The sequence below is a fragment of the Nitrospirillum amazonense genome (genome assembly GCF_029594735.1).
GTDB classification, from domain to species: domain Bacteria; phylum Pseudomonadota; class Alphaproteobacteria; order Azospirillales; family Azospirillaceae; genus Nitrospirillum; species Nitrospirillum amazonense.
Genome location: NZ_JARPAF010000002.1, coordinates 1,640,830 through 1,660,930, shown reverse-complemented (window position 1 = coordinate 1,660,930; position 20,101 = coordinate 1,640,830). Strand labels below are relative to the sequence as shown.

The following is a 20,101-nucleotide window of genomic DNA, read 5'->3' as shown; positions in this document are numbered from 1 at the left end:
GCAAACCGGTCACCCGGTGCGGCGATAGCTCTCGGCCTTGTCATCGCCGGCGGGACGCACGTCCACCAGCGTGAAGCGCGGGGCCGCGTTCAGCCGCTCCAGCCCGAAGCCATGAGCCGCCGGCAGGCCGTCGCCGCCGATGACCTTGGCGGCGCGATACCATTCCAGGCGGTCCACCAGGTCGTCCTTGAAGAGGGAGGCGGCCAGCTGCGCCCCGCCCTCCACCAGCACCCGGGTCAGGCCCCGGGCGCCCAGGGCCGCCAGCACGTCGGCCAGCGGCATGACGCCGTCGGCGTCGGCCGGAATCTCGATGACGTCCACCCCGCAGTCCTGATAGGCGCGGCGACGGGTGGCATCACCGCCGGCCAGGGTCGCCACCCACACCGGCACGCGGCGGGCGTCGCTCACCAGGCGGCTGGTCAGCGGCAGGCGCAGGCGGCTATCCACCACGATGCGGATGGGGGATCGGTCCTCCAGCCCGGGCAGACGGCAGGTCAGTTCCGGATCATCGGCCAGGGCCGTGCCGATGCCCACCATGATGGCGTCGTGGGTGCTGCGCAGGCCATGCCCCCAGGAGCGGGCGACGGGCCCCGTGATCCACTGGCTTTCATGCGCCTTGGTGGCGATGCGGCCGTCCAGCGTGGTGGCCAGCTTCAGGGTCACCATAGGCCGGCCCTCGGTGACGCGGCGCAGGAAGCCCTCGGTCACCAGCCGCGCCTCATCCTCCAGCAGGCCGACGTCCACGGTGATGCCGGCGTCGCGCAGGCGGGCGATGCCCCGGCCGGAGACGCGGGGGTCCGGATCGCCGATGGCGACGATTACGCGCGTGACGCCGGCCGCCACCAGCGCGTCGGCACAGGGCGGCGTCTTGCCGACATGGCTGCAGGGTTCCAGCGTGACATAGGCGGTGGCCCCCTCCGCCGCGTTGCCGGCCTGAGCCAGCGCCACGGTTTCGGCATGGGGGCGGCCACCGGGCTGGGTCCAGCTGCGGCCCACGACGCGGCCGTCCCTGACGATGACGCAGCCCACCGCCGGGTTGGGCCAGCAGCGCCCCAAGCCGCGCGAGGCGAGCGACAGGGCCGCGCGCATGTGCGCGACATCATCGGCAGTGAATTGGATATGGGTCATGCGGCCTCTCCTCAGGTCATAGGATGGGCCGTTAGGCGGGACCCGTTCAAGCCCCGCCTATAATAACTTTGAAGCCGTCAGACCTCGGGTTCGGTCTTAAGATGGCCGACAAACTCGTTGAAATCCGCCACTTCGCGGAAGTCCTTATAGACCGAGGCATAGCGGATGTAGGCGATCTGGTCCAACTGGGCCAGCGTATCCATCACCATGCTGCCGATCTGCTTGGACGGGATTTCCGTCTCACCGGACGATTCCAGCTGGCGAACGATGGAGTTCACCACCCGGTCGATGCGGTCGGCATCCACCGGCCGCTTGCGCAAGGCGACCCGCATCGACCGCAAGACCTTCTCTCGGTCGAAGGGTTCGCGCTGCCCGGTCGCCTTCACCACGGTCAACTCGCGCAACTGCACGCGCTCGAACGTCGTGAACCGCGCGCCGCAGGAGGGGCAGAAGCGGCGGCGGCGGATGGCGGAGTTATCCTCGGTGGGCCGAGAATCCTTCACCTGGGTGTCGTCGTTACCACAAAACGGGCAGCGCATTACTCCTGGTCCCCCTCCGTGTAAGGCCGTTCAACCAGCCTTGTTTCAGTAAATCGGGAAACGGCGGCAGAGCGCCTGAACCTTTTCCCGCACCCGCGCCTCGGCGGCCGAGTTGTCGCCGTTGGACTTGGCCAGCGCGTCCAGCACCTCGATGATCATCTCGCCGACCTGGCGGAACTCCTCGGTGCCGAAGCCACGCGTGGTGGCGGCCGGGGTGCCCAGGCGGACGCCGGAGGTGACCATCGGCTTTTCCGGGTCGAAGGGCACGCCGTTCTTGTTGCAGGTCATGCCGGCGTGTTCCAGGCTGACCTCGGCGTCGCGGCCCGTCAGCTTCTTGGGACGCAGGTCGACCAGCACGATGTGGCTGTCGGTGCCGCCGGACACGATGTCCAGGCCGCCCTTGATCAGCACGTCGGCCAGCACCTGGGCGTTGGCCTTCACCTGAGCGGCGTATTCCTTGAACTCGGGCTTCAGCGCCTCCCCGAAGGCCACGGCCTTGGCGGAAATGACGTGCATCAGCGGGCCGCCCTGCAGGCCGGGGAACACCGCCGAGTTGATCTTCTTGCCCAGGTCCAGGTCATTGGACAGGATCATACCGCCACGCGGGCCGCGCAGCGTCTTGTGCGTGGTGGTGGTGACAATGTGGGCGTGCGGCAGCGGGCTGGGATAGACGCCGGCCGCGACCAGGCCCGCATAGTGGGCCATGTCCACCATCAGGTAGGCGCCGATCTCATCCGCGATGGCGCGGAAGCGGGCAAAGTCGATCTCGCGCGGGTAGGCCGACGCGCCGGCGATGATCAGCTTGGGCTTGTGCTCGCGGGCCTTGGCCTCCATCGCCTCGTAATCGATGCGGTGGTCTTCCGGCCGCACGCCATAGCTGACGACGTTGAACCACTTGCCGGACTGGTTGGCGGCGGAGCCGTGGGTCAGATGGCCGCCGTGGGTCAGATCCATGCCCATGAAGGTGTCGCCCGGCTTCAGCAGGGCCATGAACACCGCCTGGTTGGCCTGGGCGCCGGAATGCGGCTGCACGTTGGCGTAGGCGCAGTTGAACAGGGCCTTGGCGCGGTCGATGGCCAGCTGCTCGGCCACGTCGACATACTCGCAACCGCCGTAGTAGCGCTTGGACGGGTAGCCTTCGGCGTATTTGTTGGTCAGGACGGAGCCCTGGGCCTCCAGCACGGCGCGGGAAACGATGTTCTCCGACGCGATCAGCTCGATCTGGTCCTGCTGGCGGCGCAGCTCGTCACCAATGACGCGGGCCAATTCGGGATCGGCCGCCGCGAGCGTGTCGCTGAAGAAACCGGCGCTTTGAGTAAAAGCCATTCTGACAACCCTCTATGATGCGGATCCCATGTCGTCTGGACCCGCGCCGGGGCGCCGGTCCCGGAAGCGCCTCAGCCCAGCATGGCAACGCGCCGGGCGTGACGTCCCCCTTCATACGGCGTGGACAGGAAAGCCAAGGTGCAATCGCGCGCCACCTCCAGCCCGACGATGCGGGCGCCCAGCACCAGGACGTTGGCGTCGTTGTGCTGGCGGCAGAGGCGGGCGGTGGTGATGTCGTGGCACAGGGCCGCGCGGACATGGCGGTGCCGGTTGGCGGCGATGCTGATGCCGATGCCGGTGCCGCAGATCAGCACGCCGGCCTCGGCCCGGCCGTCGGCCAGGGCGGCGGCCACGGCGTCGGCGAAATTGGGATAGTCAACGCTGGCGGGGCCATCGGTGCCCAGGTCCAGGACGCTCACGCCCTGCTCTTCCAGCAGCGTCTTCAGCGCGGCCTTCAGCTCGGTGCCGGCGTGATCGGAAGCGATGGCGAACGTCTTGGCGGTCATGAGGCCCAACCCATTTCGTGAACACGCGAACCGGGCGCGCGCCCCTATGGCCCGCCCCCGGCGCCGCCCCAGTCCCCGCACACCGCGAATAGTGCGGCGCCACAAGAAGTGGGGGCTAAAAACCGTGTGGACACTACCAGATGCGCCCCGTTCGCACCAGTTCCCGGATCCGCTGGCGGCGCAGCCAGGATATGCCCGGCACGCCGATCTAAACCCGGCGCGTCGGCGAATACGGTGGGGGCGCCGGTCCGCAGGTGCTGGCCCCGTACGCGCTGGTGGTTGTGGCGGCCGCCCGACAACGTCGAGTAGAACCACCCGCGTCCGCAATAGCCCCGAAATGCAGCTACTCAACGGTGAAGCCCGCAATCCGTCTAAAATTGTCCACATGTGATGGACGTCACAATCAATGGGATCTGGCCCAACTATCCCCGCCCAAGTCAACACGGCTAAACACTTGACGAAGGGCATGAAGACCAGCCCTACGTCGATAGGACAAGCCGAATTAACATTGACATAACATTATGACTGTGCGAGGTGTACACACACTTCGGTCCAATGTGTCAAGGCAGTTGAAATGATTGAACAACAGGACGGCGACCTGCGCGCGTCTCAACTTCTCCAGATGACGTCGGAAATCGTCTCTGCCTATGTTGGCAAAAATGCCCTGCCGGCCCAGCAGATTCCCGAGATCATCAGCACGGTTTACAGCTCTCTGGCCGGCCTCGACATGCCGCAGGTCGAAGCTCAGCCGGAGCCGCAGCGTCCCGCCGTGCCCGTGCGCAAGTCGGTCACCCCCGAATACATCGTCTGCTTGGAAGATGGTAAGAAGCTGAAGATGCTGAAGCGGCATCTGCGCTCGACCTATAACATGACCCCCGACGAATACCGCGCCAAGTGGGGCCTGCCGGCCGACTATCCCATGGTCGCCCCGAACTACGCCGCCCAGCGGTCGGAGTTCGCGAAGAAGATTGGCCTGGGCAAGGCCCCGGCCGACCAGCCGCGCCGCCGCGCGTCCTGAGTCACCGGATGACGGCCCAGCCCTTCCGGGGCCGGGCCCAAGCCAAATGAAAACCGCCGCCCGATGAGGAGCGGCGGTTTTTCATTTTAGGCCCCAGATAAAACGTGGCCGGTGGTTCAGACCAGTATGCCGCGCGGCTTGTTGCGCCTTTTCGCCAGGACGTATCGCAGCTTGGCCACCACCACGCGGCGCAAATGTTCCTGTGGCAGATTGGCCGGCCCCTGAATCGACACCTCGACGCCTGTATTGGCGTCGATGGCGGTCGCTTTCACGATCTGACCGATCCGATGGTATTCGACATAGACTTCGTCGTTCCCGGCCATCATCCGGCACCCTGCTTTGAATAAACGCCGGCGCTTAGGCGGCGGAACTTGCAGGATAGTTGGTGTAGTCCAGGGCGGAAGTCCAGAATCGCTCCAGCTTGCGCATCAATTCGTTGGCCTTGTTCAGCTCATCCGTCGACAGGCCCGCTTCACCGAGGGCACCCACCTGCCGCTCGAACAGGGTGTTGATCTTGTCGCGCAGCGCGATGCCCTTGTCCGAGAGGCGGACGCGCACCGACCGGCGGTCATGGGCCGACCGCTCCTGCGTCAGATAGCCGTTCTCATGCATCTTCTTGACGTTGTAGGAGACATTCGACCCCAGGTAGTAGCCCCGCGCGGTCAGTTCCCCCACCGTCAGCTCATCCTCACCGATGTTGTAGAGGATCAAGCTCTGGACGTTGTTGATGTCCTGCACACCTTGCCGGTCCAGTTCGACCTTCAGCACTTCCAGAAAGTGCCGATGCAGCCTTTCGATCAACAGGATGCTGTCGTAGTAAGGTTGCTTCAAAGCCCTCTCCTTCACACTGAACCGACGACATAGAGTGTTCGCCGGCAAGTAAACCGGCATGAACCATTTGGGATACGTAGATTCCATTGGACGGACAAGACTTTAACGCATCGCCCCCGGGTAATCGACCCGATAATGTAAGAAATGCTCAGAATCTGGCGGTCAAGTCGACCCCTTCCTACCCCTAAAGGGTAGGTCGGCCATCCGTTTGTCCGGCGTATATCTTCCGGAGGGATAAGCCGGGCCGAGTCCGCCCGGCCTACCGCTCCGGCGTACGTCAATCGGTGAAGGTGAGATCCCCCGAGGGCACCGGCTGGAAATGCCGTTCCACCTCAGACTCGGATACTTCGGCCAGGGTCGTCGGCCGCCATTTCGGCTGCCGGTCCTTGTCCACCAACTGGGCCCGGATGCCTTCATAAAAGTCATGGCCGGCCATCACCGCCTGGGTCATGCGGTATTCCATGACCAGCACATCCTCGATCTCCAGCGACACGCCCCGGCGCAGCTGGCTCAAGGTCACCTTCAGGCTGGTGGGCGACATCTGCGACAGGGTCTTCACCGTGGCCGACGCCCAGGCGTCGTCGAAGCCCTGCGTTTCATCGCCCAGGCAGGCCAGGATCTCTTCCACCGTCTCGGCGTTGAAGCTGCGGTCGATCGAGGGCGTGTGGGCGGCCAGCGGCGCCTCGCCCGGGAAGGTGGCGTGGCGGGCCAGCAGGGTATCGACGGTGGCGTGCGCATGCGCGCCATAGCTGGCGGCGGCCAACTCGTCCACCAGCGCACCCAGCTGGGCGGAGGGGACGTGGTGTGTGGCGATTCCGGCATAGGCGGCATCGGCGGCGCCCAGGCGGGCGCCGGTCAGCGCCAGGTAGGTGCCCAGCTCCCCCGGCAGGCGGGACAGGAAGTAGCCGCCGCCCACGTCGGGGAAAAGGCCGATGCCCGTCTCCGGCATGGCCAGCAGGGTCTTCTCCGTCGTCACCCGGTGGCTGCCGTGCACCGACAGGCCTACGCCGCCGCCCATGGTGATGCCGTCCAGCAACGCAATGTAGGGCTTCGGGTAGCGCTTGATGCGGCGGTTCAGCCGGTATTCCTCGCGGAAGAAGTCGCGGGCGATGGCGCCATCGCCTTCCCCGCGTTGCAGGGCCTTGCCGCTGTCCCACACGGCGCGCACGTCGCCGCCGGCGCAAAAGGCGCGATCCCCCGCTCCCTGGATCACCACCGCCTTGATGGCTGGGTCCCGGGCCCAGGCGGCCAGCTGCGGATCGATGATGCGGATCATGTCCAAGGTCAGCGCATTCAGCGCCTTGGGTCGGTTCAGCAGCACATGGCCGATGGCGCCGCGCACGGTGCAGATGACGTGGGGCTGTTCCGCCGCCCCCAGGTCCACGGTCTCGTTCATTCCCTCATCCCCTGAAGTTCGCCACGCCCCCTCGAGGGCCGCGGAATTTATCTGTGGGGCGGCGGCAGGAACCCCGCCCGTTGCCGGAGATCATAGGGAGCGGCACCGGGCAATACCAGCCCAGCGGCCATCGCCACCCCCTGCCCCGCCCCCGGGCAGGGCAGCGTTGACCTGGGCGGGCGGCCCGCCCTCGTCCGCGCCCTTGAGGGGCGGGGAACCCAGGCGTAGCATTCCGTCACCGGTTCCTTACCCAACGTCATTCCCAAACGTCTCAAGGACTTGGAGACCTTTCATGGTTGATCATGCCTCCCTGCCCCGCCGTTTCGGCGGCGATCCCCGCCAGCGTCCGCGCCGCAACCGCGTCGATGCCTGGACGCGCCGGCTGGTGGCGGAAACCCGGCTGTCGGTCGATGACCTGATCTGGCCGGTCTTCGTGGTGGATGGTGAGAACCAGCGGGAGCCCGTGGCCTCCATGCCGGGGGTGGAGCGGCTCAGCATCGACCTGCTGGTGCCGGCCGTGGCCGAGGCGCGCGACCTGGGCATTCCCTGCGTGGCCCTGTTCCCCTGCCTGTCGGCGGACCAGAAGGATCCCATGGGCAGCGAGGCGACCAACCCCGACAACCTGATGTGCCGGGCCCTGCGCGCCATCAAGCGCGAGGTGCCGGACATCGGCACCCTGGGCGACGTGGCGCTGGACCCTTACACCAGCCACGGCCACGACGGCATCGTCACCGACGGCCGCATCCTGAACGACGAGACGGTGGCCGTGCTGGTGCAGCAGTCGCTGGTGCAGGCGGCGGCGGGCTGCGACATCATCGCCCCGTCCGACATGATGGACGGGCGCGTCGGCGCCATCCGCGATGCGCTGGACGAGAGCGGGCATGAGCTGACCCGCATATGCGCCTATGCCGCCAAGTACGCCTCCGCCTTCTACGGCCCCTTCCGCGACGCGGTGAAGACCGGTGGCCTGCTGAAGGGCGACAAGCGCACCTACCAGATGGATTCCGCCAACACCAACGAGGCCCTGCGCGAGGTGCAGCTGGACCTGGAGGAAGGTGCCGATATGGTCATGGTGAAGCCGGGCCTGCCCTACCTGGACATCGTCCACCGGGTGAAGGCGGAGTTCGGCGTGCCCACCTTCGCCTATCAGGTCAGTGGCGAGTTCGCGATGATGAAGGCGGCCGCCCGGAACGGCTGGATGGATTATGAGAAGTCGCTGCTGGAGACACTGCTGGCCTTCCGGCGCGCCGGGGCCGACGCCATCCTGACCTATGGCGCCATCGACGCCGCCCGCCTGCTGCGGGCCGGCCACTGACCGGGCAAGGCGCGGACCGGACGCGCATCCGGTCCGCGCCGCCCTTTCGTCATTCGGGATCGTGGCAGACGGCCTCGATATTGTGCCCGTCGGGATCCAGCACGAAGGCCCCATAATAGTTGGGGTGATAGTGCGGGCGCAGGCCAGGTGCGCCGTTGTCCCGCCCACCCGCGGCGAGGGCCGCGGCGTGGAAGGCGTCGACCGTCTTGCGGTCCGCCGCGGCGAAGCAGACGTGCAGGGCGCCGCCTTGCAGACGCCGCCCCGTACCGATCCAGAAATAGGGTTTGCCGTCGCTGCCGTAGCCGGCGTGGGCACCGGCGCCGGTCATCTCCGCGGTGATGTTCATGAGGCGGGTGATGCCCAATGGGGCCAGGGCGTGGTCGTAAAAGGCGGTGGACGTCGCGAAGTCGGCGACCGAGAAGCCGATGTGATCCAGCACAGGAATGACCCTCCCATATGTTTATTATCGCGGGCCCATCATGCCAGCGTTTCCAGAAAACGCACCAGGCATCGATCGAGCCATCCACCACCTAAAATAGCGCCCCGCCCCTCAGCCGCGGCATGAAATCCGACATGCCCCCCTTTGGTCACGATCAAGGGCACCAGCGCCGGGTGCGCCGCCCAGTCGAAGGCCAGATAGGGCTCCGGCGCGATCCAGGGATCGTCCAGCGCGTGGATGACCAGGGTGGGCCGCGTGATGGCGGGCAGGAACTGGAGCGCGCTGTTGACGCGATAGTATTCCTCCGCGTCCCGCCAGCCGTTGGCCGGCGCCACATAGCCGTCGTCGAAGTCGTAGATGGTGCGGGCGCGGCGCACCGCCGCCTGGCGCTCCGCCTCGGCAGTTCCGGGCTCGGCCGGCGTGGCCAGCGTCTCCGCCTTCATCTGGCGCAACAGCCACAGGTGGTAGGGGCGGTTGCGCGCCTTCAGGAAGCGGCGGGAGGTGGCGGACAGGTCGATGGGCGCCGACACGGCCACGCCGCCGCGCACCATGGGCGGCAGCACATCCACCTCCCCCATCAGCTTCGGCACCATGTTGCCGGCCAGGGAATAGCCCACCACCACCACACCCGCCGCCGTCAGGTCCGGCAGGGTGGCGGCAAGGTGCGCCAGCACGGCGCGGGCATCCTGCGTGCGGCCGGCGTGATAGCGCTGGCGCGTCCGGCCGACAAAGGGACCGGCGCCGCGCAGGTTCAGGCGCAGGACGGCATGGCCGCGCGCCAGCACCGCCCCGGCGGCGGCGCGGATGTAGGGGCTGTCCTCAGACCCCGCCAAGCCGTGGATCAGCACCACCAATGGACGAGCGGCGGCCGGCGCCGCCGGGCGATGCAGCGTGCCGGCCAGGCTGTCCCCGGTGCCGTCGAGCATGGGGAAGACCAGCACCTCGCCCACCGGCAGGGCGTGACGGGGGCGGCGCAGGGTATTGCGCAGGGTCTGCAGGTCGGGGCCCAGCCACGGCAGGCGCGGCTGGAAGGGCGGATAGCCCGGGGGCAAGGGCGGAACGGCGGACGGCACCTTAACGCAGGAAGTCGCGCACGGCCGCCAGTTGCGCCGGGTCCATCAGCGCCGGGGCATGGCCGGCGTCCGCCACCTCGAACAGCGTGGCCTTGGGTCCCCGCTCCGTCATCGCCTGCGCGATCTCCGCCGTCAGCAGGTCGGACTGCAGGCCACGGATGGCCAGCACGGGGCAGCGGATCATGCCCCACACCGGCCATAGATCGACATCGGTGATGGGCTGGGTCTGGAAGGCGCGAGCGATGCCGGTATCGTAGGCCAGGCCCAACGTACCATCGGGCCGCGTCCAATAGCCGTGCTCGGCCAGGTGGCGCCACTGCGCCTCCGTCAGGTCGCCGAAGGGGGCGTAGACCAGGCTGAGGTAGCGCTGCACTTCCTCCACCGTGCGGAAGACAGGGCTGGTGCCGACATAGGTGCCGATGCGTTCCAGCGCCGCCTTGGGCACCAGCGGGCCGACATCGTTCACCACCAGGCGGGTGATGGGGGTGTCGCCCTGGGCCGCCAGGATCATGCCGATCAGGCCGCCCATGGAGGTGCCGACCCAGTCCAGGCTCTCCACATCCAGGCGCGCGATCAGGGCCGCCATGTCGGCCAGATACTGGGGGTAGCCGTAGAGGTCGGGATTGGCCAGCGTGCCGCTCTTGCCGCGGCCCACCACGTCGGGACACACGACGCGGGCGCCCAGGCTGTCCGCCAAATCCGCCGCCAGCACGTCGAAGTCGCGGCCGTTGCGGGTCAGGCCATGGCAGCAAACGATGGTGCGTCCGGGGCGCACACCTTCCGGACTCCACTGCGTGTAGGCCAGGCGGTGGAAGCCCAGGGCGGAGAGACCCCGAAGGGTATGTTCGGTCATGGTCGCCATGGGCAAAGCGATACCATGGGCCCCGGCCCGGGGAAAGCCCACCCTTGGCCAGCAGCGGCGCCATGACCATATGCCGCCCGCGACCGATCGTTCCGGGTAGGACCGTGGAGGGGCGTTCATCGCGGCCGGGCCATTTAGGATCTGTCGCGCCGCCCCCGCCCCCGGTTACACTGGTCGCCCACGGAAGGCATGGGGGATACCGGCTTGGCCAGCGCGGGGGGCGACGAGAAGGCGCCCATCATCATCAAGAAGGTGAACAAGGGCGGCGACGGGCACCACGGCGGCGCCTGGAAGGTGGCGTACGCCGACTTCGTCACCGCCATGATGGCCTTCTTCCTGCTGCTGTGGCTGCTGAGCGTGACCACGGCGGAGCAGAAGCTGGGCCTGGCCGACTATTTCAGCCCCGCCACCCCGTCCAAGCAGGAAAGCGGCGCCGGCGGCGTGCTGGGCGGCAAGACCATCACGGTCAACGGTGCCGCCATGAACAACAGCTCCCCCACCTCGGTGGCGGTGCCGCTGCCCTCCCGTCCCCAGGCCTCCAACGCCTTCCAGTCGGTGGAGGATGCCACGGACGAGGCCCAGGGCAAGCCGGACGGCAAGGATGAGAAGACCAGCGGCACCACCGACAACAACGGCGGGCGCAGCGACGGCAGCAAGTCGGGCGACGGCCGGCTGGACATGGACCAGAACGGCGACGGCAAGGTGGACGAGCAGGAGCTGAAGCAGGCCCTGGCCCAGCATGAGGACCAGCAGTTCAAGGAAATCGAGAAAGAGGTCCGCCAGGCCATCCAGCAGGTGCCGGAGCTGAAGGCCCTGCAGCAGAACGTCATCATGCAGCGCACCCCGGAGGGGGAGCGGCTGAACCTGGTGGACCAGGATGGCTATTCCATGTTCCCGTCCGGCAGCGCCAAGATGAACACGCAGACGGCCCAGCTTCTGTCGCTGGTGGCGCAGGCGGTGGCCAAGCTGCCGAACAAGGTGTCCATCACCGGCCACACCGACAACACGCCCTTCGCCAACAACGGCAGCGGCAACTACGGCAACTGGGAACTGTCGTCGGACCGCGCCAATGCCAGCCGACGCGCCCTGGCCGCCGCGGGCGTGGCCGAGGACCGCATCGCCTCCGTCGTGGGGCTGGCCGACCGCGACCCGCTCTTCCCTGAGGATCCCAAGTCGCCGCGCAACCGGCGCATCAGCATCACCGTGCTGCGCGAACATCCCCTGACGGAAACGGCCACGCCACGGGGCGCGGCCACCACGCCCTCAGGCGCCCCCACCACCCCGGCCGGCCAGCCCGTGCCGCCCCCGCCCCCCTCGGTCACCAGCCGGCCGGAAGGCGGCGGACACTGAAGAACACGGTTACCCCCAAAGGGAATGCCTCTGGTATGGCCTTACATCTCCCGGTAAAGTTCATCCTGTCCACGACATCGGATATCGTTTTGGCCGGCATGGTTCTTGAGTAGGCCCAGTATTCGCTCCCTTGCCCTCGGGGCGATGTCCCAGGGGCCCTGACCGTTCACGAAAGGCGCGGATGTCCGTCATCCCCCCCCATTCCCGGCCGTTGCAGCAATTCTACCGCTCCGGCCCCATGCCCTGCCCCTATCTGCCCGGGCGCATGGAGCGCAAGCTGTTCACCCGCCTGGTGGGTCAGCAGGCCAGCGGGGTCAATTCCGCCCTGTCCCGCGCCGGTTTCCGCCGCAGCCACGACATCGTCTATCGCCCCGTCTGCAGCGGCTGCGCCGCGTGCGTGCCCGTTCGCATCCCCGTCGCCACCTTCAGCCCCAACAAGACCATGCGCAAGGTCATGCGCGCCAATGCCGACCTGGTGGCGGGCGTTCAGCCGGCCAGCGCCACGGCGGAACAGTTCCAGGTCTTCGCCAGCTACCAGGCCGCGCGGCACAGCGACAGCGACATGAGCCGCATGGGCATGACCGACTATGCCGCCATGATCGAGGAAGGCCAGGTCGACAGCCGGCTGTACACCCTGCGCGACGGCGGCGGCACCCTGATGGGCGCGATTCTGACCGACCGGCTGGATGACGGCTTTTCGGCCGTCTACAGCTTCTACAATCCCGACATGCCGGAACGCAGCCTGGGCACCCACCTGATCCTGACCCTGGTGGATCAAGCCCGCCGTGAGGGCCTGCCCCACGTCTATCTCGGCTACTGGATCGAGGGTAGCCGCAAGATGGACTACAAGCGGCGCTTCCAGCCGCTGGAGGCCTTGGGCCGGGACGGCTGGCTGCCGCTGGATCCCGCGTCCTGACAGCGGTTTTTTGCCATCACACGCCGTCACATTTCCAAAATTCATTGCACAATGCAAAAGCCTCTTTCATTGAGCAAGAGGCTCCCATCGAAACGCGAGTCGGCAGCGCCATATCGCCGCTGAATTAACGGCATGTATATTGCTGTGTTGCGATATGCTTGATAGCGGTACCCATGGGGGGTGCCGCGCCAGGATCTTGAGAAAAGGGTGCCTGCGTTCCATGCGTGCGGTCAGCGGTTTCATCCGCCCTGCGTTCCTGGCCTTGGTTCTGGCGTTGCCGGCGGTGAAGTCGGCGATGGCGCTGAACATCGCCGTGAAGGGGGTGGTGGAGTCCAACTGTTTCGTGTCCGTTTCCACCGGCGATACCAGCCTGTCGACGGACGGCGGCAACGTCATGCTGGGTGACCTGGGTGAGCACTGCAACGAGTCCGCCGGCTACACCGTGGTGCTGTCGTCCAACAACGGCGGCGCCCTTGTCGACGCCAGCGGCAACAAGATCCCCTACACCATCTCTTACGACCAAGTGGATGGCCGCCCGCTGAGCGAGCCGCAGGTGATCAACCGCCTGGATCCGCAGACGGATCTGCGCACCGGCAGCATCCTGCTGAGCCTGCCGCGCCAGACGGTGCGTCATGGCGGCTTTTTCAGCGATACCGTCACGATCACGGTTCGCGCCCGTTAAGGCTGGCCAAGCCGCCGCCATCCCACCAGCCGGGGCAGCGCCAGGAGGCCGACCCAGTCCGTGGCCACATGCACGGCGACGGGGACCAGAAGATTGCCCGCCGCCAGGTAGACCAGGGACAGGAACACCCCCGCCATCATCGTGGCCGCGACCCCGCGCCATCCGAGATACAGATGCGCCAGACCGAACACCAGGGCTGAGGCGGCCATGCCCAAGGGCGCATCCCCCACCGCCAGGGTGATCAGCAGGGGGAGCAGCAGGCGGAACGTCGCCTCTTCGGTCAGGCCGGCGTTCAGCGACAGGACGGCTGCCCAAGCCCCCTCCGCGCCATCGCGCGGCAGCAAGGCCTCGACATCGCCGAACACAGCCGGCAGAAGCCGTCCCCGCTCCCGACAGGCGACCGCCACCACGACCACCGCGCAGGCCGCGACGGCCACCGTGGCGGCGGCGACCAGCACCGTGGCCCCCATGGCCCGTGCCGGGGCCGCCAGCGAGTCGAACTCCGGCGGCAGGTCCCAGAGCTGGCGCAGGCGCCCCAGCAGGGCCAGCGCCCCCAGCGTGCCGCCGCCGAACAGCAGCAGGCTGGTCATCACCCATTTCCTGAAGAAAGCGCGGCGCGCGCTCCCTTCCCCACCGGACCTGAAGGCGGCGAAGGCGCAGGCGTGCCACGGTGTCCAGACTGCAACCAGCGCCAGCACCACGAAAAGCAGGAAGACGGCCATCCGCTGTCCCCGATTCAGGCAGCCGGCGGCGAGAGGCCGGCGGAGACGGAAGCGCGGGGCCAGATGGATGTTCCTCCAGGCCCGTATGCGCCGCGACGGCACCTGGCGCTTGGGGGTTGTGTCCGCGCCCGCTTTGCCGCACAGTGTGGGCAAAATGGTACCGTTAACATAAAAATGTTAACGCTAACGGGAGGGACATCCATGCGGGCAGTCTGGTTCGCCGCCGCCTTGGCTATTCAGCCATGGCTTATCCAATCATGTCTTGCCGCCACGCCACCGGCCATCGCCGGCTCTCCGGGCTTGACCGTCAGCCCGAACGAGACCCTGGAGATGCAGGGCCTCAGCGTCATCGTCGACCAGATGCACTTCCATCCGGTATTCCGCGACGAAAAGAACGCCGGCATCCAGATCGTGCTGCATGGCGAGCGTATCGCCACCGACGGCGCCGTGCGCCTGAACCCCACGCCGGAACAGTGGGACCCCGTCCCCGCCTTCGTGAAACGTGAGCGCGGCCCCGGCCCCGACCAGCTGACGGTGTACAGCAACTTCCCCGAACAGGGCTTCAGCTACCGCCTGGTCATCACGCCGGAGGGCACCGGCTTCCGCGTGGCGGTGAACATGGATCAGCCGCTGCCGGCGGAGTATGTCGGCAAGGCCGCCTTCAGCCTGGACTTCCTGCCCACCAGCTATTTCGGCAAGACCTATGTGCTGGGGGACAGTTCGGGCCTGTTCCCGCGCAATCCCGCCGGCCCCATGGCCAAGGACGGCTCGGGCGACCCGCTGCCGCTGGCCTCGGGCGGGTCTTCCATCGTGCTGGCGCCGGAGGATCCCCTGACGCGGGTGGCCATCACGTCCGACACGTCGCCCCTGGCGCTGTACGACGCCCGCAACCGGGCGCAGAATGGCTGGTTCGTGGTGCGCGCCTTGATCCCGGCGGGCAAGACCACGGACGCCATCGTCTGGCATGTCCATCCCAACGTCATCAAGAACTGGGTGCGCGATCCCGTCGTCGCCTTCAACCAGGCGGGCTACACGCCCGACCGGGCCAAGGTCGCGACCGTCGAACTCGACCCGCACATGAAGGCGCCCAAGGACATCCAGCTGGTGCGCATCGGCGCCGACGGCAGCCAGACCGTGGCGTTGAAGGGCACCATCAAGCCCTGGGGCAAGTGGCTGCGCTACGACTACGCCACCTTCGACTTCTCCTCGGTGCGCACGCCCGGCATCTACGCCATCTCCTACGCCGGGCACCTGTTCAATCCCTTCCGCATCGCCCCCGATGCCTACGACCATATCTGGCAGCCGTCCCTGGACACCTATCTGGCGGAGCAGATGGACCACATCGCGGTACGCGAGCAGTACCGGGCGTGGCAGGGCCTGTCCCACATCGACGACGCCCGGCAGGCCGCCCCCAACATCCACCATTTCGACGGATATAAAATGGGCCCGCACCTGGACTCACCCTTCAAGCCGGGGGAGCACATTCCCGGCCTGAACGTGGGCGGGTGGCAGGATGCCGGCGACTATGACATCCAGACCTCCGACAACGCCTGGGTGGTGCGCGACCTGGTGCGGGCGCGGGAACTGTTCGGCATGGACTGGGATGAGGACACCATCGACGAGGCGGCGCGCCAGGTGGAGATCCGCAAGCCCGACGGCATCCCCGACGTGCTGCAGCAGATCCGCCACGGCACCCTGCAGCTGCTGGCGCAGTACAAGGTCTTCGGCCATGCCATCGTCGGCATCATCGAGCCGACCCTGAAGCAGTACACCCACCTGGGCGACGCCGGATCGCAGACCGACCGCCTGATCTATGATCCCAAACTGGGTCCAAACGAGAGCAACGGCACCTATTCCGGTGTGCCCGACGACCGCTGGGCCTTCACCTCCGACGTGCCGGCGGACGATTACCATGTGGCCGGCGCCCTGGCTGCCGCCTCGCGCGTGCTGGGGGAGATCGATCCCGACCTGGCCGCCCAGGCACTGGCCGCCGCCAAGGTGATGTGGGCCAACCAGCAGGATCCCAGCGACCGCCTGGACCGGCCGGAACGGGGTGACTGGAACCCTGCGGATCTCATCGACATGGCCGCCTTTTCCGCCACCGTGGATCTGGTGATCACCACCAAGGGCGCCGATCCGCTGTACACCAACAAGCTGAAGTCCCTGCTGCCCACCATCAAGCAGCGCTTCGCCTTCCTGGGCGGCATGGCGACGTTGGCCCTGCCCTACATGGATGCCGACTACCGCGCGCAGCTGACCCAGGCGGTGACGGAGGCCAAGGCCGCCATCGACGCCGAGGCCGCCAAGACGCCCTTCGGCGTGCCGGTGGCCATGGGCACCTGGGCCGGTTCGGGCCAGGTGGCCGGCTTCGGCACCAACATGTACCTGCTGCACAAGGCCTTCCCCGGCATCATCGGCACCCAGTACACCCTGGACGCCCTGGACTATGTGCTGGGCCGCCACCCGGCGACCAACCTGTCCCTGGTTTCCACCGTGGGCACGGAATCCAAGATGATCGCCTACACCCACAACCGGGCGGATTACTCCACCGTGCCGGGCGCCATGGTGCCGGGCGTGCTGGTCATCAAGCCGGACTTCCCGGAGCAGAAGGTGGCCTGGCCCTTCCTGTGGTTCGAAAACGAATCCACCGTGGCCACCACCACCTCCTACATCCTGGCGGCCAACGCCGGGATCATGGTGACCAAGGGGCAGTAAAACCTTATCGCCCCGCCCAAAATGAAAACGCCGGAGTGGTCGCCACTCCGGCGTTTTTCCTTGGGTCCTGACCGGATGGATCAGAACCGGTTGTTACGCGGGAAGCCGTTGGGTGGCAGCTTGCCCTGGGTGCCGCGCGCGCCGCGCCAGGGTGACAGGTCGGTCTCCACCCGGGTACGATCGCCGGCCCCGCCCATCTTCCACGACAGGCCCTTGGCGCTTTCGAACACGCAGATGTCGGACAGGCTGGCGTCCTTGTACTTCTGCAGGGCGACACCCTTGCCGCGCACCATGACGGGCAGTTCCTCCAGCGCGAAGACCAGCAGTTTGCGGTTGTTGCCGATGACGGCGATGGTGTCGCCCTCCACCGGCACGCAGGCCAGCGCCGTGGCGCCGTCGCCCACGTTCAGCACCTGCTTGCCCGCACGGGTCTGCGCCACCACCTCGTCCGCATCCACCTGGAAGCCGCGGCCGTCGCTGGACGCCACCAGCAGGCGCTTGCCCGGGCGGTAGGGCAGCACGGTGACGATGTCGGCGTCGCCCAGATCGACCATCAGGCGCACCGGCTCGCCAAAGCCGCGGCCGCGCGGCAGGCGGTCGACACCGATGGTGTGGAACTTGCCGGTGCTGGAGAACACCAGCAGCTTGTCCGTCGTCTCGGCATGCAGGACGAAGCGCTCGGCGTCGCCCTCCTTGTACTTGGCCTCCGCCGTCTCGGCGGGCGGCAGGTGGCCCTTCACGGCGCGGATCCAGCCCTTCTCCGACAGGAAGACCGTGACCGACTCACGCTCGATCATGGCCTCCACCGGCACCACCACGTCGGTGGGGGCGTCGCCCACATTGGTACGGCGGGCGCCCAGCTCGGTCGCCTGGCCGAAGCGCTTCTTGGTGGCGGCGACCTCGGCGGCGATGGCCGTCCAGCGCTTGCCGTCGTCGTCCAGCAGGGACAGCAGTTCCGACCGCTCGGCGGTCAGGCTGTCGTGCTCCTTGCGGATCTCCATCTCTTCCAGCTTGCGCAAGGACCGCAGGCGCATGTTCAGGATGGCTTCGGCCTGGACGTCGGTCAGGCCGAAGGCGCGCATCAGCTCGGCCTTGGGTTCATCCTCTTCACGGATGATGCGGATGACCTCATCCAGGTTCAGGTAGGCGATGAGATAGCCGCCCAGCACCTCCAGCCTATGGTCGATCTTGGCCAGGCGGTGGCGGGACCGCCGCACCAGGACCACATTGCGGTGGTCCAGATAGGCGCGCAGCACCTCATGCAGGGTCATGACGCGCGGCACCTGGTCGGCGTCCAGCACGTTCATGTTCAGCGGAATTCTCACTTCCAGGTCGGTGTTGCGGAACAGCTGTTCCATCAGCACCGCCGGGTCGACATTGCGGCTCTTGGGCACCAGCACCAGCCGCACATCCTCCGCCGACTCGTCGCGCACATCCTCCAGCAGGGGCAGCTTACGCTCCATGAGGAGCTCGGCGATCTTCTCCACCAGGCGGGACTTCTGCACCTGGTAGGGGATCTGGGTGACGACGATCTGCCAGGTGCCCTGGGCCAGCTTTTCGCTCTCCCACTTGGCGCGCAGGCGGAAGCCGCCGCGGCCGGTGCGGTAGGCCTCGCGCACGGCATCGCGGCTTTCCACCAGCACGCCGCCGGTGGGGAAGTCGGGGCCGGGCATCAGGGTGACCAGCTCATCCACCGTCACCGGCCGGCGGCGATCTTCCGGCACCAGCAGCTCCCGGTCGATGATCAGGCTGAGGGCGTCGCAGATCTCGCCGGCGTTGTGCGGCGGGATGCTGGTGGCCATGCCCACGGCGATGCCGGCCGAGCCGTTGGCCAGCAGGTTGGGGAAGGCCGACGGCAGCACCACCGGCTCCTCGCCGTCGCCATCGTAGGTGGCGCGGAAATCGACCGCGTCCTCATCGATGCCGTCCAGCAGGGCCTTGGCCACCTCGGTCAGGCGGGCCTCGGTGTATCGCATGGCGGCGGCGTTATCGCCGTCGATGTTGCCGAAATTGCCCTGGCCCTGGACCAAGGGATAACGGGCGGCGAAGTCCTGGGCCAGGCGCACCAGCGCGTCATAGACCGAGGCGTCGCCGTGGGGGTGGAACTTGCCGATGACATCGCCCACCACGCGGGCCGACTTCTTGGGCGGCGTGGTGGGTTCCAGCTTCAGCTGGCTCATGGCGAACAGCAGGCGGCGGTGCACCGGCTTCAGCCCGTCGCGCACATCAGGCAGCGACCGCGACACGATGGTCGACAGGGCGTAGGACAGGTAACGCTCACCCAGCGCATCGGCCAGGGGCTTATCGAGAATCTCGGTGGCATCGGTCATGGTGCGGCGACACTACCAGATATGGTGGGCCGATTGCCAGACATGGTGCAGCCGTAGAAAGGTCACGTTTCCTGCGGCTCCCCCCCATCCGTCCCGGGGATCGAAAGGCCATTTGTGCGCAAGTAACGCTCCACCAGGCGCTGGCGGGCTGGCGGCACCTCGGCATGGCGCTGGGCGAAGACATGCCGTTCCAGGAAATAGCCGGTCAGGCGCAGGCCGGCCGCCACATCCTCCTCCCCGCCGCCCTGGAAGCCCAGGCCGATGAGGAAACCCGGCAAGGGCAGCAGCTTGTCCCGGTAGGGCTCCCCCGCCGAGGCCGACACGGCGCGGCCGGTGCGGGGGCTGACGTAGGCCAGCTGGTCGTTCGGGTTGCCGACGGGCTGGCCGGTGCTGGCGCACTGCGTCAGGTCCAGGCCGAAGCCCGCCTCCTCCAACAGCCCGACCTCCCACCGCACGTAGACGGCGGGCCAAATGTCCAGGTCCAGGGCGGCGAACAGGGCCAGGGTGGCATCATAGAGGCCGGGGTGGGCCTCGCGCTCCGCCAGCATGGCGTCCGTCAAGGCGGTGGCCGCGACGATGGCAGCCAGGCGCAAGGGGTCGTCCAGGTAAAGGCCGGTGGCGGAGCGCACGGGCTCCACCGTCCAGGTGCCCAGCTGATCGGCGGTGCGGGCCCGCCAGCGGGCGGTGAGCTGCGCGCCCGGTTCCAGCGCGCCGCGATAGCGTGACGACTGCCCGCCGTGCAGCACGCCGGCGTGACGGCCATGCTCCCGCGTCAGCATGACCACCAGCGCGGCGGTGTCGCCGAACGGCCGGGCCGAAAGCACGATGGCGTCGTCAGTCCATTCCATGGAAGCTTTCTAGCAGATTGCGCCCCGGACGGTGTATGCCAATGCTCTCGTGCCGTCGTTTAGGCCAACGGTGTCACTGCTGAGTTTTTTAGTATACCCTGCATT

At 67.4% G+C, this 20,101-nt stretch carries 19 protein-coding genes; 6 read left to right on the top strand and 13 right to left on the bottom strand.

Annotated features, from left to right (window positions below; translation table 11 throughout):
- Nucleotides 1-9: 9 nt before the first annotated feature.
- The 4 genes from ribD to rpiB all read right to left on the bottom strand — a co-directional run bounded on the left by ribD (nucleotide 10) and on the right by rpiB (nucleotide 3,499).
- A complete protein-coding gene (gene ribD, locus P5F91_RS13640) occupies nucleotides 10-1,128 on the bottom strand; it encodes a bifunctional diaminohydroxyphosphoribosylaminopyrimidine deaminase/5-amino-6-(5-phosphoribosylamino)uracil reductase RibD (protein WP_277907406.1) in 1,119 nt (372 codons plus the stop codon).
- Between the two features lie 77 nt (nucleotides 1,129-1,205).
- On the bottom strand, nucleotides 1,206-1,667 hold the full coding sequence (gene nrdR / locus P5F91_RS13635; RefSeq protein WP_145609427.1) for a transcriptional regulator NrdR: 462 nt from the start codon (nucleotides 1,665-1,667) through the stop codon (nucleotides 1,206-1,208).
- Between the two features lie 45 nt (nucleotides 1,668-1,712).
- A complete protein-coding gene (glyA, locus tag P5F91_RS13630; RefSeq protein WP_145609428.1) occupies nucleotides 1,713-2,993 on the bottom strand; it encodes a serine hydroxymethyltransferase in 1,281 nt (426 codons plus the stop codon).
- 71 nt (nucleotides 2,994-3,064) lie between these two features.
- On the bottom strand, nucleotides 3,065-3,499 hold the full coding sequence (gene rpiB / locus P5F91_RS13625; RefSeq protein ID WP_145609429.1) for a ribose 5-phosphate isomerase B: 435 nt from the start codon (nucleotides 3,497-3,499) through the stop codon (nucleotides 3,065-3,067).
- Nucleotides 3,500-4,073: 574 nt separating this feature from the next.
- Between rpiB and P5F91_RS13620 the strand changes: the two genes are divergently transcribed.
- A complete protein-coding gene (locus P5F91_RS13620) occupies nucleotides 4,074-4,517 on the top strand; it encodes a Ros/MucR family transcriptional regulator (RefSeq protein WP_145609430.1) in 444 nt (147 codons plus the stop codon).
- A gap of 116 nt (nucleotides 4,518-4,633) precedes the next feature.
- Here the strand turns inward: P5F91_RS13620 and P5F91_RS13615 are convergent, their stop codons facing one another.
- The 3 genes from P5F91_RS13615 to P5F91_RS13605 all read right to left on the bottom strand — a co-directional run bounded on the left by P5F91_RS13615 (nucleotide 4,634) and on the right by P5F91_RS13605 (nucleotide 6,744).
- Entirely contained in the window at nucleotides 4,634-4,843 is a 210-nt protein-coding gene (locus P5F91_RS13615; RefSeq protein WP_246134259.1) for a DUF6898 family protein, read from the bottom strand.
- A 31-nt stretch (nucleotides 4,844-4,874) separates the two neighbouring features.
- Nucleotides 4,875-5,348, bottom strand: coding sequence for a MarR family winged helix-turn-helix transcriptional regulator (locus P5F91_RS13610; protein WP_145609431.1), 474 nt, complete (start codon nucleotides 5,346-5,348; stop codon nucleotides 4,875-4,877).
- A gap of 277 nt (nucleotides 5,349-5,625) precedes the next feature.
- A complete protein-coding gene (locus P5F91_RS13605) occupies nucleotides 5,626-6,744 on the bottom strand; it encodes an enoyl-CoA hydratase/isomerase family protein (RefSeq protein ID WP_145609432.1) in 1,119 nt (372 codons plus the stop codon).
- Nucleotides 6,745-7,036: 292 nt separating this feature from the next.
- Between P5F91_RS13605 and hemB the strand changes: the two genes are divergently transcribed.
- Complete coding sequence (gene hemB / locus P5F91_RS13600) at nucleotides 7,037-8,059, top strand: porphobilinogen synthase (protein ID WP_145615666.1); 1,023 nt, start codon at nucleotides 7,037-7,039, stop codon at nucleotides 8,057-8,059.
- A gap of 49 nt (nucleotides 8,060-8,108) precedes the next feature.
- Here hemB and P5F91_RS13595 read toward each other — a convergent pair whose 3' ends face one another.
- Genes P5F91_RS13595 through P5F91_RS13585 form a run of 3 tightly spaced genes read right to left on the bottom strand, consistent with a single transcriptional unit; the run spans nucleotide 8,109 to nucleotide 10,433 of the window.
- The gene (locus P5F91_RS13595) at nucleotides 8,109-8,498 is read right to left on the bottom strand and encodes a VOC family protein (protein WP_145609434.1); all 390 of its coding nucleotides are present in this window, start codon (nucleotides 8,496-8,498) and stop codon (nucleotides 8,109-8,111) included.
- A 38-nt stretch (nucleotides 8,499-8,536) separates the two neighbouring features.
- Nucleotides 8,537-9,571, bottom strand: coding sequence for a YheT family hydrolase (locus P5F91_RS13590; protein WP_277907405.1), 1,035 nt, complete (start codon nucleotides 9,569-9,571; stop codon nucleotides 8,537-8,539).
- A 1-nt stretch (nucleotide 9,572) separates the two neighbouring features.
- A complete protein-coding gene (locus P5F91_RS13585; protein WP_145609436.1) occupies nucleotides 9,573-10,433 on the bottom strand; it encodes an alpha/beta fold hydrolase in 861 nt (286 codons plus the stop codon).
- 189 nt (nucleotides 10,434-10,622) lie between these two features.
- Here P5F91_RS13585 and P5F91_RS13580 point away from each other — a divergent pair, with 189 nt between their 5' ends.
- From P5F91_RS13580 to P5F91_RS13570, 3 genes are all read left to right on the top strand, one after another.
- Entirely contained in the window at nucleotides 10,623-11,783 is a 1,161-nt protein-coding gene (locus P5F91_RS13580) for a flagellar motor protein MotB (RefSeq protein ID WP_277907404.1), read from the top strand.
- A 181-nt stretch (nucleotides 11,784-11,964) separates the two neighbouring features.
- Nucleotides 11,965-12,699 (top strand): arginyltransferase, encoded by a 735-nt coding sequence (locus tag P5F91_RS13575; protein ID WP_145609437.1) that lies wholly within the window; start codon nucleotides 11,965-11,967, stop codon nucleotides 12,697-12,699.
- 220 nt (nucleotides 12,700-12,919) lie between these two features.
- Nucleotides 12,920-13,381 carry a hypothetical protein gene (locus tag P5F91_RS13570; protein ID WP_145609438.1) on the top strand — a complete coding sequence of 154 codons (462 nt, stop codon included), beginning with the start codon at nucleotides 12,920-12,922 and terminating at the stop codon, nucleotides 13,379-13,381.
- Here the strand turns inward: P5F91_RS13570 and P5F91_RS13565 are convergent.
- Complete coding sequence (locus tag P5F91_RS13565) at nucleotides 13,378-13,971, bottom strand: CPBP family intramembrane glutamic endopeptidase (protein ID WP_145609439.1); 594 nt, start codon at nucleotides 13,969-13,971, stop codon at nucleotides 13,378-13,380. The genes P5F91_RS13570 and P5F91_RS13565 overlap by 4 nt on opposite strands.
- Before the next feature lie 432 nt (nucleotides 13,972-14,403).
- Between P5F91_RS13565 and P5F91_RS13560 the strand changes: the two genes are divergently transcribed.
- Nucleotides 14,404-16,818, top strand: a complete 2,415-nt coding sequence (locus P5F91_RS13560) for a glycoside hydrolase family 9 protein (protein WP_277907403.1) — start codon at nucleotides 14,404-14,406, stop codon at nucleotides 16,816-16,818.
- 80 nt (nucleotides 16,819-16,898) lie between these two features.
- Here the strand turns inward: P5F91_RS13560 and parC are convergent, their stop codons facing one another.
- Complete coding sequence (parC, locus tag P5F91_RS13555) at nucleotides 16,899-19,148, bottom strand: DNA topoisomerase IV subunit A (RefSeq protein WP_145609441.1); 2,250 nt, start codon at nucleotides 19,146-19,148, stop codon at nucleotides 16,899-16,901.
- 62 nt (nucleotides 19,149-19,210) lie between these two features.
- On the bottom strand, nucleotides 19,211-19,996 hold the full coding sequence (gene recO / locus P5F91_RS13550) for a DNA repair protein RecO (protein WP_277907402.1): 786 nt from the start codon (nucleotides 19,994-19,996) through the stop codon (nucleotides 19,211-19,213).
- Nucleotides 19,997-20,101 lie beyond the last annotated feature (105 nt).

Bases quoted from the DNA above. Each gene is read 5' to 3' on its own strand.
- nrdR (WP_145609427.1), bottom strand. From the start codon at position 1,667: ATGCGCTGCCCGTTTTGTGGTAACGACGACACCCAGGTGAAGGATTCT.
- P5F91_RS13580 (WP_277907404.1), top strand. From the start codon at position 10,623: ATGGGGGATACCGGCTTGGCCAGCGCGGGGGGCGACGAGAAGGCGCCC.
- hemB (WP_145615666.1), top strand. From the start codon at position 7,037: ATGGTTGATCATGCCTCCCTGCCCCGCCGTTTCGGCGGCGATCCCCGC.
- P5F91_RS13615 (WP_246134259.1), bottom strand. From the start codon at position 4,843: ATGATGGCCGGGAACGACGAAGTCTATGTCGAATACCATCGGATCGGT.
- P5F91_RS13565 (WP_145609439.1), bottom strand. From the start codon at position 13,971: ATGACCAGCCTGCTGCTGTTCGGCGGCGGCACGCTGGGGGCGCTGGCC.
- recO (WP_277907402.1), bottom strand. From the start codon at position 19,996: ATGGAATGGACTGACGACGCCATCGTGCTTTCGGCCCGGCCGTTCGGC.
- parC (WP_145609441.1), bottom strand. From the start codon at position 19,148: ATGACCGATGCCACCGAGATTCTCGATAAGCCCCTGGCCGATGCGCTG.
- P5F91_RS13605 (WP_145609432.1), bottom strand. From the start codon at position 6,744: ATGAACGAGACCGTGGACCTGGGGGCGGCGGAACAGCCCCACGTCATC.
- P5F91_RS13570 (WP_145609438.1), top strand. From the start codon at position 12,920: ATGCGTGCGGTCAGCGGTTTCATCCGCCCTGCGTTCCTGGCCTTGGTT.
- P5F91_RS13585 (WP_145609436.1), bottom strand. From the start codon at position 10,433: ATGGCGACCATGACCGAACATACCCTTCGGGGTCTCTCCGCCCTGGGC.
- P5F91_RS13575 (WP_145609437.1), top strand. From the start codon at position 11,965: ATGTCCGTCATCCCCCCCCATTCCCGGCCGTTGCAGCAATTCTACCGC.
- P5F91_RS13620 (WP_145609430.1), top strand. From the start codon at position 4,074: ATGATTGAACAACAGGACGGCGACCTGCGCGCGTCTCAACTTCTCCAG.
- ribD (WP_277907406.1), bottom strand. From the start codon at position 1,128: ATGACCCATATCCAATTCACTGCCGATGATGTCGCGCACATGCGCGCG.
- glyA (WP_145609428.1), bottom strand. From the start codon at position 2,993: ATGGCTTTTACTCAAAGCGCCGGTTTCTTCAGCGACACGCTCGCGGCG.
- rpiB (WP_145609429.1), bottom strand. From the start codon at position 3,499: ATGACCGCCAAGACGTTCGCCATCGCTTCCGATCACGCCGGCACCGAG.